At 53.7% G+C, this 13,915-nt stretch carries 14 protein-coding genes; 2 read left to right on the plus strand and 12 right to left on the minus strand.

Annotation, left to right across the window (positions count from 1 at the left end):
• Positions 1 to 225: 225 nt before the first annotated feature.
• Positions 226 to 1,104 carry a nucleotidyltransferase-like protein gene (locus tag IM700_RS22725; RefSeq protein WP_193419142.1) on the minus strand — a complete coding sequence of 293 codons (879 nt, stop codon included), beginning with the start codon at positions 1,102 to 1,104 and terminating at the stop codon, positions 226 to 228.
• A gap of 146 nt (positions 1,105 to 1,250) precedes the next feature.
• On the opposite strand from IM700_RS22725, the gene IM700_RS22730 reads away from it, so the two are divergent.
• Complete coding sequence (locus tag IM700_RS22730) at positions 1,251 to 1,631, plus strand: DUF2614 family zinc ribbon-containing protein (RefSeq protein WP_155608873.1); 381 nt, start codon at positions 1,251 to 1,253, stop codon at positions 1,629 to 1,631.
• An 82-nt stretch (positions 1,632 to 1,713) separates the two neighbouring features.
• Here the strand turns inward: IM700_RS22730 and IM700_RS22735 are convergent, their stop codons facing one another.
• The 10 genes from IM700_RS22735 to uptA form a co-directional block, all read right to left on the minus strand.
• Positions 1,714 to 3,429 carry a glycosyl hydrolase family 18 protein gene (locus IM700_RS22735; RefSeq protein ID WP_193419143.1) on the minus strand — a complete coding sequence of 572 codons (1,716 nt, stop codon included), beginning with the start codon at positions 3,427 to 3,429 and terminating at the stop codon, positions 1,714 to 1,716.
• A 156-nt stretch (positions 3,430 to 3,585) separates the two neighbouring features.
• Positions 3,586 to 4,014: a peroxide-responsive transcriptional repressor PerR gene (perR, locus tag IM700_RS22740; protein WP_155608874.1), complete on the minus strand. Its 429-nt coding sequence runs from the start codon at positions 4,012 to 4,014 to the stop codon at positions 3,586 to 3,588.
• Positions 4,015 to 4,158: 144 nt separating this feature from the next.
• Entirely contained in the window at positions 4,159 to 5,976 is a 1,818-nt protein-coding gene (locus tag IM700_RS22745; protein ID WP_193419141.1) for a DUF4097 family beta strand repeat-containing protein, read from the minus strand.
• Positions 5,977 to 6,152: 176 nt separating this feature from the next.
• Positions 6,153 to 6,617 carry a GNAT family N-acetyltransferase gene (locus IM700_RS22750; RefSeq protein ID WP_193419140.1) on the minus strand — a complete coding sequence of 155 codons (465 nt, stop codon included), beginning with the start codon at positions 6,615 to 6,617 and terminating at the stop codon, positions 6,153 to 6,155.
• Between the two features lie 64 nt (positions 6,618 to 6,681).
• The gene (gene gatB / locus IM700_RS22755) at positions 6,682 to 8,121 is read right to left on the minus strand and encodes an Asp-tRNA(Asn)/Glu-tRNA(Gln) amidotransferase subunit GatB (RefSeq protein WP_193419139.1); all 1,440 of its coding nucleotides are present in this window, start codon (positions 8,119 to 8,121) and stop codon (positions 6,682 to 6,684) included.
• 33 nt (positions 8,122 to 8,154) lie between these two features.
• A complete protein-coding gene (gene gatA / locus IM700_RS22760; RefSeq protein WP_193419138.1) occupies positions 8,155 to 9,609 on the minus strand; it encodes an Asp-tRNA(Asn)/Glu-tRNA(Gln) amidotransferase subunit GatA in 1,455 nt (484 codons plus the stop codon).
• Between the two features lie 67 nt (positions 9,610 to 9,676).
• Positions 9,677 to 9,964 (minus strand): Asp-tRNA(Asn)/Glu-tRNA(Gln) amidotransferase subunit GatC, encoded by a 288-nt coding sequence (gene gatC, locus IM700_RS22765; RefSeq protein ID WP_155608878.1) that lies wholly within the window; start codon positions 9,962 to 9,964, stop codon positions 9,677 to 9,679.
• Between the two features lie 163 nt (positions 9,965 to 10,127).
• Positions 10,128 to 10,511 carry an ATPase gene (locus tag IM700_RS22770; RefSeq protein WP_155608879.1) on the minus strand — a complete coding sequence of 128 codons (384 nt, stop codon included), beginning with the start codon at positions 10,509 to 10,511 and terminating at the stop codon, positions 10,128 to 10,130.
• Between the two features lie 370 nt (positions 10,512 to 10,881).
• Entirely contained in the window at positions 10,882 to 11,511 is a 630-nt protein-coding gene (locus IM700_RS22775; protein WP_155608880.1) for an MBL fold metallo-hydrolase, read from the minus strand.
• A gap of 124 nt (positions 11,512 to 11,635) precedes the next feature.
• The gene (uptA, locus tag IM700_RS22780) at positions 11,636 to 12,247 is read right to left on the minus strand and encodes an undecaprenyl phosphate transporter UptA (protein WP_193419137.1); all 612 of its coding nucleotides are present in this window, start codon (positions 12,245 to 12,247) and stop codon (positions 11,636 to 11,638) included.
• Positions 12,248 to 12,420: 173 nt separating this feature from the next.
• Between uptA and IM700_RS22785 the strand changes: the two genes are divergently transcribed.
• On the plus strand, positions 12,421 to 12,732 hold the full coding sequence (locus IM700_RS22785) for a dehydrogenase (RefSeq protein ID WP_155608881.1): 312 nt from the start codon (positions 12,421 to 12,423) through the stop codon (positions 12,730 to 12,732).
• A gap of 71 nt (positions 12,733 to 12,803) precedes the next feature.
• Here the strand turns inward: IM700_RS22785 and IM700_RS22790 are convergent.
• A partial coding sequence (locus tag IM700_RS22790) for an O-antigen ligase family protein (RefSeq protein ID WP_204801198.1) occupies positions 12,804 to 13,915 on the minus strand: 1,112 nt, incomplete at its 5' end.

Genomic DNA, 13,915 nt, shown 5'->3' on the forward strand with positions numbered 1-13,915 from the left:
TTTTCATTTCGTTGCTGAATTTTGTTTCAGCAGCGACCTTTATAATATATCACGTTCGCCTCTTTTAAGTCAAGAAGTTTTTTTCGAAGCCTTTCAGCTTAAGCCATTTCGAACTTCAGAACTTCTCTGCCTTTTTAGGGGCGAGTTATAATTTATCACAGATCCAAGGTGGGCGTCAACCCGTTTGTCCCAGGTATAATCTGGAAGCTAGGGACATGCGGTACGCTATGCTCTGTAACGCAGTTCCCGGCTATCGCCGGCGCCTTCCTTATGCGCTTTCGTGATCTCCTGCGCCAAGGAACGGGTAACTAACTTGCGCAGTAGTAGCGGCAGCTCGTCCTTTACATGCTCCAGCTCTTGCACCTGCGCCAATTCCTGAATGCCCCACGCTTCCTTGCGACTGCCTAATATCCTTAAAAGTAAAGCGCAGCAATCCGCCATCTTACTGGCCAAAGTAAACTCACATGCCAGCAAAACAAGCTGAATCCGCTGCTCCAACGTTTCGGAATTTTCCGTCAGCTCATCGAACAGCTTATATACGACCGAATTCAAGGGGCGAACCTGCTCCCACACACTGCTTTCCGGCAGGATCCCTTGCTCAATCAATTCGAGGCGGGCATAGTGCTTAAGCGCCTGCAGGACGCAATAATAAGCATCCAGCAAATCCTTCTCAGCGGTATAACGTTTGGCTTCTCCGTACACTTTGAGAAACTTGGCGAATTCCTTCAGCTTCCGACGCTCCTTCATCGGTTCTCCGAATTCATTGATATAAGAACGGAATGCCATTAACTTCCCCTCGATGTCCCAAATGATTTCTCCATGTAAAAAATATTTAACGGAATCCCTCTGATCCCCAATCAATATTCCTCGTTCAATCTCGCGACTGCTGACATGAAGTAACTGGTAAGCCGAATCACCGCTCATGCCGTGTTCGATGCGCTGTTCCGTCTCCTCCAAGCCATGGTGCACAACCATAATGAGAAACTCGAAATCATGCAGCAGCGAATCGTGGGAACCGGCTTGATCCAGGCGATACCCGACCGCTCCAATGGCCCCATGCCCAGCTTTCCCCTCGCCCAAGATCGAAAAAATGGTTGTTTCCACGGATACCCTCCCAGCTTGGCGTATTCCTGCCGATTCGTTATAATATAGTTCTACGCCTAGTCTAAGTTTCCTTCTTGTTTTTTGGAGCGCTTGGAAAAAGTCGGGGGATGCTTCCCCCTGAATAGTTAAAGAATCGAGGTGGGCCAATGTTCTTTAAGTCGAGCAAAATTAATGAATTTCGTTTGTGGGGCTTACTGCTGACCATGCTTGGGATGGGCCTAATGGTTCTGGGAACCGCCGGTATCGTGTTCTGGGGGCAATCGGGCAAAGTGGTAGCTGCTATCGGACTAGTTATCGGCTTGATCGCCATGCTGGCGAGCTTGGCCATCTATTTTTGGGCGGGTATGCTGTCCACCTCTGCGGTGCAGTTGGAGTGCCCGGAATGTCACAAACTAACCAAAATGTTAGGAAAAACGGATCGTTGCATGTTCTGCAAAACCATCTTAACCCTAGACCCGACGGAAGCGACGATCACCGCCGATCAGTTGGAACAACAACAATCTGCCGACGTTACAAGCCAAGGCTAACCCGATCAAACACGCCCTTATCAGATCCCAAATGCGTAAAAAAGCGGACCCTGCTCATGAAGCAGCGGTCCGCTTGGTTTTTCTACTTCTCAATTTGCCGCAGCGTCTCCCATGCGTTATCGGAAGCAAAGCTGCGAGTCCAGGTGGCAATGCCTGCCAGCTTCAGCGATTTAGCCAATTCCACACGACGTTGCAACGATTCCGCATCCTCCAGCCAGATCCGGTGCCGTCCTTCCTTATCTTCGTATTCCACATAATTCTGACCGGTCTCTTCGGAAAAGCGCGGCTTCAATTTCTTCTCGGCAATGATTTGCTGGGCTTTATCCATCCCAATCGCTTTGGAATCGACTTCGGTTTTGCCGTCCTTCTGGGTTTCCGTCCAAATCCGCGTGTAGAGCGGGATGCCCAGGATCAGTTTGCTTGGCGGCACGCCGTCCTCTTCCAGAATTCGGGTTATCGACGAACGTACCCACGGCAATGAAGCGACGGAGCCGGCTACCGGACTGGCCGCCCAATGCTCATCGTAAGCCATCACAACGAGGTAATCCACCACTTCTCCCAAGGCTCGGCGGTCCAAAAACGCCGACCACATCTCGCTGTTCGACTTCGGAGTCACGTCGATCGAAACGATCAACCCCTGCTCCTCCGCCAAAGGGCGAAGCTCGCGCATGAATTGGGTTAGATTGTCCCCATCTTTGGTATAAACATTTTCATAGTCGATGTTAATGCCGTCCAAATCGTAAATTTTCGCGTAATGAAGCATTTGCATTATGGTCGTCAGACGATTCTCGAAACTAGACAATGCCTTGGAAGTCAAATCCGGCTCAAAACTGTTGCTGAACAATCCCCAGACCTGCTTCCCTTGGCCATGAGCCCATTTTACATAAACGCTGTCCGCCTTACTCCGTACATTGCCAGCGCCGTCCACCAGCGAAAACCAGGTGGGGCTGACGACGTTCACACCCGGCAACTTACCAATGGATGACGGTTTCGGAGCCACCTGGTACACCGCCTCCCAGGTCATGTTGACCGTTTTGGACTGCCATTTCTGTTTGGCCGCGGACAACTCCTGCTTTAACTCGGGGACGAAACGTTTCTCCCCTGTCACCACATTTTTCTGTCGGACGTATCCGGTATACCCATTATCCAGCTGAACATAATACCATTCATCATCCGGAGCCTGTAGAATCCGCAGTTTGGTTTCATCCTTCATATCGGCCAGGATGGGTTCATGAATGCTTGGCCCGGTCCGCAGCGGAATGGTGCCATCCTTCTTGCCTGAGCCGGTATTTACTGCAGCCGGCATGAGACTCTCTCCTGCCCGGTACAACAGCACGGCGCCAGTTGAGGCATCCTCTTGAACCTCGGCCCCGTACAATTCCTGAAGCAGATGAGCAGGTAGATAGAGAATGCCGTCTTTTTCCTCAGGAGCAAATCGTAGCTCAGTCGGCTTATTGTTAATTTTGGCGATCTTCTCGTCCGCTTTGAGCAAGACCAATTTCCGCGGCGTCGTCAAAATAACCGATTTCGTATCTTCCTCATAACGGATCGTTGGCTCAATCACCTGTTGAATGATCGGAAGCGGGAGCTTCAGGCTATCTCCCGATCCAATCCCGGTTCCGTCCAGCCATTGCCCGCCAGAAAATATCGGCTTCTCCACACGGCCCAACCATTCAGGGTCGACATGCTCGCGATTCGGCAGCCATACCGATTGAGCCCAATACAAACCCGCTATAATAAGGATCAGTCCGAAGAACCATTTGGTTTTGCCCCCGCCGCGCCTTTTTTTGCGATACATGTCTTTTCTGCTTCTCAAGGACAACCCTCCGTATCTAAATCTCTGTCTACTAATAATAACTTATGAATCGTGCAGAAAGTTACCATAAAAATAAAAACGTGTAGAACTCCGAAGGAATTCCGCACGTCTTCTAATATTCTCGCAGGATCGTTACGTTTAATGTTCGATGCGGCACTCGCTGCATACCCCATGCAACTCCAGCCGGTGTCCGTGAATTTCAAAACCGGTTGCCTCTGCCGCTTTACGCTCCACGTCCTCCAAGGACGGGTACATGAAGTCCTCAATTTTTCCGCATTTCTCGCAAATTACATGATAATGATTGGACACGTCAGCATCAAATCGGCTCGAATTGTCCCCGTATGTCAACTCCCGGACCATGCCGGCTTCAATCAGCATCTTCAAATTGTTGTATACCGTAGCTACGCTCATGTTCGGGAAGCGGGGCTCCAAGGACCGGTAAATCTCGTCTGCGGTCGGATGGCTCATCGATTCCATCAGATACGTAAGTATGGCGTGACGCTGCGGCGTAATGCGGACACCATTGTTCTTCAGTTGGTCCAGGGCGTGCTGTACGCGCGTTGTCATCTCGTCCACCGCCTTCTAAATGCTCATTCCTAATTAATAGTTATGCTAAAATAGCTCGCAAGATTATTGTACGTTTAGGTCAAAACTTTTGTCAACGCAAGATCAACGGCAAAGAGCCGGGTCATCGCCTGATTTTACTGGTGTTCAGCTTTTATTCACATATAGATCGCTGTTGCCGTCTATCTTGAGCTTGTAATCGCCGTTTCCGACCGTACCATGAATTTCCTTGTTCTCAACCGCAAAAGGCAGCTCGGTGAAAATATCGCCATACCCGCTGGAACCTTCCAGTTCGTAATTCCCTTCCTCCGGAAGCTCCAGCCGGAGTTCGCCGACCGCGCTATACACATCCCAATCGCCGCCGATCAGGCGGGAGGTAATATAGATCTTGCCGTTTAGCGATTCCGCATGCAGCCCCAGGGGAACGCCATCCAGTCGGATATTTCCGTTTTTCGTGCGCGCTTGAATTCCGTCCTGAGCTTCCGTCAGCGTAATATCACCTACCAAGGTGGACAGGGAAGCCTTACCGGTGATCCCCCGTCCTTTAATGTTGCCGCCTTGCGTATCGACTTGAGCCTCGCCAAAGATTCGGTACAGCTCCACGTCCCCGTTCAGCGTCTTGGCCGATACGTCCCCAATCACGTCCCATAACCGCAAATCCCCATTTCCGGTTTGCAATTTCGCCTGCTTCATCGTCTGAACTCCGGTCAGGGTGATCCCACCGCTTGAGGTGGTGATGTCCAGATCCAGAAACCGGTTCTCCGGTACGATTAGAGTTAGATTCACGCGCGGGTGGCGGCGGCCGGTCTCGCCATAAGCCTTGTCCTTAACGGATAAGCCCAGCGTTTTGCCTTCCTTGGCTTCGACGGATGTCACGGCCGCGATTTTACGGGCATCTTCCGTACCTAACTGGTCGATCCAAACCGTATAGCGAACGATAATGTGATCGATCTCCGCTTTACGGACCTCGATATCCCCGTTCATCCCGTCAACGACAATCCGCTCGGTATCCAGATCAATGGGGATGTCCAGTTGAGGTTTTTCGACTCGATAACCCTCCTCTGCACTGTACTCCGCCCCCGCCGCCGTCAGATCCAGGCTGACCCGGTTCCATACATGCATATATTGATCCTGCTGCGTAATCGCAAATACGGAGAAGGCCATAAACATAGATAACAGCAGTCCTTTGACGTCTACATGCGGCCGGCGTTTGGCTAGCGTTTTTTTCATAGGGTTCCAAGCTAATATCAAAATATGCTCGATTCCCCATAAAACGAACACCAATGGCCACCATTTGATGAGCAACCGCATCTCATCCCGTCCTGTCATCGCATCGCGCAGAAGAATGACTGCTATTGCCATTAACAGCGCGGCTGCCGTAAAGCGTCCCGACCGTAAAAACGCGCGCTTCAATTCACGCAAGATCAGCAAAAGCGCCGCCAGCGCCAACGCGAATGAGACCAGGTAAGCCCCGGCATTTTGCACTAGAAGCTGAAGCCAAAAGGGCTTCACCCGAAACATAAACAAGACGGCGCCGCCGCCGATCAGCAGTACACCGGCTCCGAGGCCCTGCTTGACGTTTCGGCTGGACGGCGTATCCGTAAAGGGGGCTGAGCTCACCTCGAGCTCCTTTCGCAGACGGGCATTATGTGCATCGGTTGATTGAAGAACATCATAAATGCTGAAGAAGTACGCTGCGGGAATCAGCAAGCCCAGCCAAATCAGCAGCGGTACGTTAATGGCCGTGCGAACCGAAGAGAAATATATCAGCGCCGAGGCATCAATCAATACGAAATACATAAAGCAAAGGCCGCGTAAATAAAGACGCAAATACAAATGCCCCAAACCCGGTAGCAGGGCGGATAGCAGGCAGGCTACCAGCTTGCGCTTGCGTCGCCGGGGCTGGTACCCTTTGGTTCGCACCTGGTTTGACGGCTCGCCTAATGGCAGCATATCCGGCGTCATCTCCCCACCCCTTTCTATCGTTAGGCTTCATCTGCACGGATATCCCGTTCTCTTCATCATAACCGAAATAAACTTCATCTGTAACGTGGAATGAACTGGACCTGACGAATCCCCCCGCTTTTTCAAAAAAAAGCACGCCCTCAAACCCGGAAACCAGGGTTCGAAAGCGTGCATGATCACTTAGACAGATCCAACCGAAATAGGGTCAGCTCAACGCCTGCGGCGGAGCCTATTTGACGGATTGATCTAAAGCCGAACTTACGATATAACGCTACCGCAGGGGCGTTAAGCGTGCTGGCTGTAACGGTAAATCCTTGCTTGTCAGAGTGGTTTGCAAGGACGTACTCCAGCAATTTGCCCCCGATTCCCTGGCGCAAATGATTAGGGTGAACCATCAAGCGGGTGATCTCGAGAATTCCGGGCGATTCATCGCGAACCGCAATAGCGCCCAGCAGCTCGCCGTCCTCTGACAGTTCTCCGATAAAATGATCGCTGCTCGTGCGGATGGAATCAAACGTATCCGGCAGGGGCGGCGTTTCCGTCAGACCTACGGCCTTAGCCTCCAGCCGGTAAGCCGCATGCTGCAAACCCCACAGCTGTTCCACGAGATCGGTGTCCTTCAGCGACAACGGCTTGATCACACGCTCTTCCCCCTCGGAATGGCTATCAACCTATCTTCGGCTCGCCCCGAAAGCAGCAGGCGTCCTAGCCCTTCAATACTTCCACCAACAGCTTGTTGACCAACCCCGGGTTGGCTTTCCCTTTGCTTTGCTTCATAACTTGACCAACGAGGAAGCCGATCGCTTTCTCCTTGCCGGCTTTGTAATCTTCTACGGAAGCAGGGTTGTTCGCCACGACTTCTTGGACAATTGCCAAAATCGCGCCTTCGTCACTGATTTGCACAAGCCCTTGCTCTTCAACGATCTGCTGAGGGAGCTTGCCGCTTTGCAGCATCTCTTTGAACACCGTTTTGGCGATCTTGGAGCTGATCGTGCCTTTCTCCAGAAGGCCAATCATCTCGCCGAGACCTTGACCGGTGAGCTTCACGTCGGACAGTTCCAGCGAATTGCTGTTCAGGTAACCCAGCAGATCGCCCATGATCCAGTTCGATACCGCTTTGGCGTCTTTCGTATACGCAAGGCTGCTTTCGAATAGATCCGCCAGCGCTTTGGACGACGTAATGACGCCGGCATCGTACTCCGGCAAGCCGTATTCCGATGTGTAGCGGGCCTTCCGGGCATCCGGGAGCTCCGGAATCGACGCGCGGATCCGATCTTTCCACGCCTGGTCGATATGCAGAGTAACTAGATCAGGATCCGGGAAGTAGCGATAATCATGCGCTTCTTCTTTGCCGCGCATGGAGAACGTCTTGCCTTGGGTTTCGTCCCAGCGCCGCGTCTCCTGCACAACTTCTCCGCCCTCGTCCAAAATCTCGCCCTGGCGAAGTTGTTCATACTCCAATCCGCGAACCACGCCGCGGAACGAGTTCATATTCTTGAGCTCGGCCCGTGTACCGAACTCCTTCTGCCCCTGCGGCCGCAAGCTGATGTTGGCGTCGCAACGCATTGAGCCTTCTTCCATTTTGACGTCGGAAACGTCGCAATACAACATGATCGCCCGGAGCTTCTCCAGATAGGCCCGCGCTTCTTCCGGCGAGGAAATATCCGGTTCAGAGACGATTTCAACCAATGGCGTACCGACACGGTTAAAGTCCACCAGCGAAGCATAGCCGCCATCCACGTGCGTCAGCTTGCCAGCGTCCTCCTCCAGGTGAAGACGAGTGATCCCGATCCGTTTCGTTTTCCCATCCACTTCAATGTCAATGTATCCGTTCAAGCCAATCGGCTGATCGTATTGGGAAATTTGATACGCTTTCGGCGAATCGGGGTAAAAATAATTCTTCCGGTCAAATTTGCTAATATCGCCGATTTCGCAATTCAGCGCCATCGCCGCTTTCATCGCGTAGTCGACGGCTTGGCGATTCAGCACCGGTAATACGCCGGGATGCCCTAGGCAAACCGGGCAGGTATGCGTGTTGGGCGGAGCGCCGAACTCGGTGGAGCAGCCGCAGAAAATTTTCGTTTTCGTATGCAGCTCCACATGCACCTCCAGCCCGATCACCGTTTCATATTTGGATGTTGACATGGCCTATCCTCCTGCAAAACATTGATATGGAACCTACAAGGCGGGACGTTGCTTGTGATGATCCGTTGACGCTTCAAAGGCGTGAGCTACGCGTAAAATCGTGCTTTCATCAAACGGCTTGCCGATGATTTGCAGCCCAACCGGCAGACCTTCGGCAAATCCGCAAGGCACGCTGACGGCTGGAACCCCGGCCAAGCTCACCGGAATCGTCAAAATATCGTTTAAATACATCGTGAGCGGATCGTCAACCTGCGATCCCAGTGGGAACGCGGTGGTTGGCGCTGTTGGTCCGATAATCACGTCATAGTTGGCAAAAGTTTGATCGAAATCCTGTTTGATCAGCGTTCTGACCTTTTGCGCCTTTAAATAGTAGGCATCGTAATAACCCGAGCTGAGGGCGTAAGTACCGAGCATGATCCGGCGTTTCACTTCCGGGCCGAATCCCTGGCTGCGCGAATCGTAGTACAGGTCCAGCAGGCTGCCGGCATGGTCGGCGCGAACGCCGTAACGAACGCCGTCGAAACGCGACAGGTTGGACGAAGCCTCCGAAGACGCCAACAAATAGTAGGCAGCCACCGCGTATTCCGTATGCGGCAATGACACTTCTTCCCATACCGCGCCTAGGCTTTCAAGCGCACGCAAAGCCTCCATCACGGAAGCCTTGACCTGAGGGTCAACGCCATCTAAATATTCCTTGGGTACGGCAATGCGCAGTCCGGAAATGTCGCCGGTGAGGGCGCTCAAATAATCCGGCACCCCCACGTCAGCGGAGGTAGAATCCTTCGGATCGTGGCCGGCGATCGCCTGCAGGACGTAAGCGGCATCCTCGACGTTCTTGGTAATCGGCCCGATCTGGTCCAGAGAAGAAGCAAACGCCACGAGCCCGTAGCGCGATACCCGGCCGTAGGTTGGCTTAAGACCCACCACGCCGCAATACGACGCGGGCTGGCGAATCGAACCGCCGGTATCGGAACCGAGCGTGAAGAAGGCCTCGCCCGCAGCGACCGCTGCTGCCGAACCGCCGCTGGAACCGCCCGGAACGCGGCTTACATCCCAAGGGTTACGTACGGGATGGAAGCTGGAATTCTCGTTGGAGCCGCCCATGGCGAACTCGTCCATATTCAGCTTGCCGATCGTGACCGCTTCCGCTTCCTTCAGCTTCGTGACGACCGTAGCGTCATAAATCGGATCGTAGTTTTTCAAAAATTGGCTTCCGCACGTCGTCAGCAACCCCTCGGTCACCATATTGTCCTTCACGCCAACGGGCAGTCCAAACAATAAACCGCGAGCTTCACCCTTCGCCAGCTTCGCGTCCAGACGGGATGCCTCTGCACGGGCTCCCTCTTCATTTAACGTCAAATAGGCGCCGATCTTCCCGTCGTATTCCCGAATGTTGGCTAAGGCTTCGTCAACCAAATCGGATACGGACAACTCCTTGCTGTGAAGCCGATTATGTATCTCCTGCAAACGCATATCAAAAAGCGCCAATCTAAGCTTCCTCCTTTATGAATCCTAGTGATTTCTAATCAATCAGTTGGTCCTAGAGACGAAAATCCTATTCCAATACAGCCGGAACCTTAAACTGCCCGTCCTCTTCGTCCGGCGCATTGCGGAACACCTTCTCCGGCGGCAGGCTTTCCTTCACTTCGTCCGCGCGCATGACGTTGCTTAAATGGAGTACATGTGTCGTTGGCGCGATATCGTCCGTATTTAATTCATTTAATTTCTCGGCGTATTGTAAAATCGCATTTAATTGCTCCGTGAACATCTCCCGCTCTTCATCAGTCAGGTGCAAGCGGGCCAGCTTCGCCACATGTTCAACATCCTTCGTCTGGATACTCATGCTTGATGCCTCCTTTAGTGATGCGTTCCCACACTATTCGTACATTCTACCATGCTTGTACAATTGAATAAAATTATATTGTAGAATCCGGTTCAATTCAATCCGTTAAAGCGGAAAGGAGGGAAAGAAAAAGAGCCGGCCGCATGCCGACTCCCTCCCCTTCTTATATCCATGCCCGCAGGTTCACTTGTTTAATGAACTCCGCTTGGGACATTACTTCCTTTGTTGGTTCCTGCTGCTCGTCTGCTTCGCTGTCTTCGCCGTTCATGATTTGCCGAAACAGCTTCTCATTATGCGTCGCCAGCGCGTAGTCGATCAAAGCTTCCTGTGTCGCGCGCTCCGCCTCTTGCTCGATCAGCTGATTTTCGGATTCTATATCGCTCTGCGGAACGAAGTAATTCCGCCCCGTCTTCGGAGACCGAATGACATAATCGAAAGCATTGTCCGGATTGCGGTCGTAAGCAATCACGTAGCCATATTCCCCAACAGGAAGATTCTGCTCAAAAGCATCACCGACGATAACGATTTTTTCTCCCAACTGAAGCATCGTCTACCTCCCTGAGTTATTTATTTTGGTTGCCTAACTCTCATAAACTTGTATTGCTTTATATCATCCTACTAAAAGAGTCGGAGTCAGGTCAAGTTCTTGACCGGAATCCTAGTTGTGAAATAGCGTATGCACTTCGGCTGGGAGGTGTACATCCCGTTTCGCGGAGACGCCCGCTTCAGCGTCGTCCCGCAGGACAAGACAAAAAAGAACGCAAACCGGGAAAATTCCTCAGCTTGCGTGCTTCGCAGAAGTTACAATGTTTTAATAAGTACATCCTATCAAAGGGTTGCACTTTTGTCCACTATTTTTGTACTTTTTCGTCGATTTTATTTCGTTTAACGACAAGTCGAAGAATGGCCATCCGTTCCTAGGAAACATACGGATTATTCGCCCGTTCAAAGCCGATCGTCGTTCTAGGCCCGTGGCCGGGATAGACCTTCACTTCATCCTTCATCCGGTACAGCTTCCCGCGAATCGAATTGTACAGATCCGCCTCGCGGCCTCCCGGCAAGTCCGTGCGCCCGACGCCAAGTCGGAACAGCACGTCTCCGGAGAATAGGTGGTCACCACACAGAAAGCTGACGCTGCCGGGGGAATGGCCCGGCGTATGATATACGGTGAACTCGTGCCCAATCAATCGGAGCTTCTGACCTTCGGCTAGATCGTATTCCGCCGGGTCCGTTGTGATAGGCGGTCCGACCTCCGGCCACATCAGTGAGCCGTTCAGTTTGGGTGTCGTGAGCCAATCGCTTTCCAGCGGATGCACATAGACCGGACAATTCTTGGCTTTACGGATCTGATCCACGCCTCCGATGTGGTCAAAATGGGCATGCGTGAGCAAAATGGCTTCGATCTCCAAGCCCTCGATTCTGCGCAGCAAGGGTCCCGGGTTCGTACCGGGATCGATAATCACCGCCCGGCCTTCGTCTTCTCCCCGCAACAAATAGGCATTCGTTTGCAAGGGTCCCAATGTAAAGCTTTCGATATTCAGCATCATGTTTATCGCTCGAAATAAGCGCACACCGTCCGATGACGGCAGCTTCGCCTACTCCGTGTCCTCCCTCGTAAGTTCTATCAACAGCTAGCCCGTCCAGTTTGTCAGCAGGCGGAAGCGGCCCAGTTTAAGCGTCGCCTTTCTTCCGGCTCCCGAAAGTTTTGACGATAAGGTACACGATCAATAGCGCCAAAGCGCCTAACAGAATCGGCATGACATAAGGCCCGGCCTTCTCATCAATGTGTTGCCACTGCTCGCCGAGCAGCATCCCCAAGTATACGAACAACACCGACCACGGAATCACCGCCAAGGTCGTCAATAGCAGGAACTTGCCGACCGGCATTTTGGCCATCCCTGCAGGAATGGATATCGCATGCCGCGCCACCGGAATAAACCGTGCGGTAAAAATCACCCCGGGCCCGTATTTCAGAAACCAGGCTTCGGACACGTCGATATGCTTCTTCTGAATCAAAATATACTTCCCGTACTTCTCCAAAATCGGCCTGCCGCCATAGCGCCCGATCCAGTAGATAAACAACTGGGCGATCACGCCGCCAACCGTACCGAAGAAGACGGCCCCGATAAAGTTGATCTCTCCCATATGCACGAGATAACCGCCGTAAGCCAGCACGATTTCGCTGGGGATGATCTCGATCATCAGTCCCAGCATAATGCCGAAATAGCCCAATTGCTGCACCCAATCTAATAATACGCCTACTAAATTCGATATCCAATCCACAGCTTCGTCCTCTTTCCCGTTAGCTTTCCGTCCCGAGGGACTGCAAAATCTCCCACTAATCTCAGTCTATTCTATCATAGCCGGGGACATGCGTTCTACTTCACCCTGCTCCCCTGGTGACTCCGGGGAATCCGCCCGCATATGCTGGAGCAAAAAGGAGGCGACTTTAAGCCATGTCCAACTTCCCGGCAAAACATCGGACTTCCCTCCCGACCCCGCGCAAGATCCGCCGTAGCTGCAGCAAAGAGCTGTACCGGACAGTGAAGCGGCTCGGCATTTATATTCCCGAGGAGCGAATCAAGCAAGGCGAAGCCTTGTATTACAAGAAAGTGATCGGCAACCTGTTATGGATCGGCGAAAACATCAGCAACCGCAAGCTGTTGGCGGACTGGTGGGATGAGGCCGTCAGCGCCGAGCTCGCCGAGCTGTGGGAGGTCGATCAAGAAACGTTGTCCTCAGCCTTCCGCGCGGCGTTCGGAGGATAAGCTGCAATGCGAACGGACTTGACTGGCGGGAATGCCGCTCCGCGAGCTTGGATGTAGAAAGGCGCGGATACCTACTTCAAGGCGTTTCTCGTTAAAGGATGAGATTGCTGCTGCAGTTGCCGGCCTAACTCCATCGCTTCCGCCGTCAACAAGAACGCTCGGTCGTTCCGCAGAGCGGGAGCGCCGGCAATGGCTTCAGCCAGACGCGAGTAGTCCGCGTACAGGTCGGCGCCAGTCGATGCGGCGGCTTCAGCCTGCCGCAGATGGCCGCTTGCGCGCAGGCTTTGTGCAAGCTGCGATAGCTCGCGCAAGGCCATCGTTTGCTTGACCCGGTCGTACCGGTCCAACTCCACGCTTCGCCGCAGCGCCTCTGCGGCTGCGGGGTCACCTTCCCGGGCAAGTGCCCGGCCCAGAGCCAGCCACAGCTCGGAACGCTCCGGTTCGTAACGGAGGCCGGCCCGCAGGAGCGAGGCAACCTCCTGTGGTGCGGAGCGTTTCGCCAATGCCAACCGGGCCGCGGTACGGTACGGGGAGAGAGTCAGCGAGCGCTGAAGCAGTTCGGCCGCCTCCCGTTTCGCCTGGGGCGGTAAGGCTAATGCTTGGCGGTGTAGCCGCTGGCTCTCGGCTTCGCGGTATCCGGACACGCTAAGCAGGAGAAGCATGGCGGCGACCACGGCAAATGCGCCGCGGACAAGCCAGGGGAGGAACCAAGCAGCGTCGGGCAGCGGTCCCCCGCTTGCCAAGGTTGGCCCAGTCGGAAAGCGAAGGCGATCTTCGCGGGCCTCGGCGATCCCTATGGCCGCCGCCGAAAGCAGCAGCAGCCAGACAAGACCGTAGCTGAGGTCGAAGTCAACGGCGCTATGCAGCAGCAGCGCGAGGTAAGGCGGGAGCAGCGCGCTGCGTGCCCGCAGCAGGGGGATGGCCAGCGCCCCCAGCCAGAGCAAGGCGAAGGCGAGGCCAACCAGGCCCAGATCGAGCGCCAGGTCCAGGTATCCGCTATGCACCTCGCTGCCGACGTAAGGCAGGCTTTGGATGCTGCGGAACGCGTGGCGCCACGTATCTCCGCCTTGGCCGAGCCACGGCGATCGCCGGAGCAGCGCGGCGGCGTCGGCGTACATCGCCGCGCGGGCGGACGCCGTTTCCGGGCGGAACCCCCGCCCGAGGAAACCGGCGGACGCCGGCA

Source organism: Paenibacillus rhizolycopersici (assembly GCF_014947195.2).
In the GTDB taxonomy this organism is placed as follows: Bacteria; Bacillota; Bacilli; order Paenibacillales; family Paenibacillaceae; genus Fontibacillus; species Fontibacillus rhizolycopersici.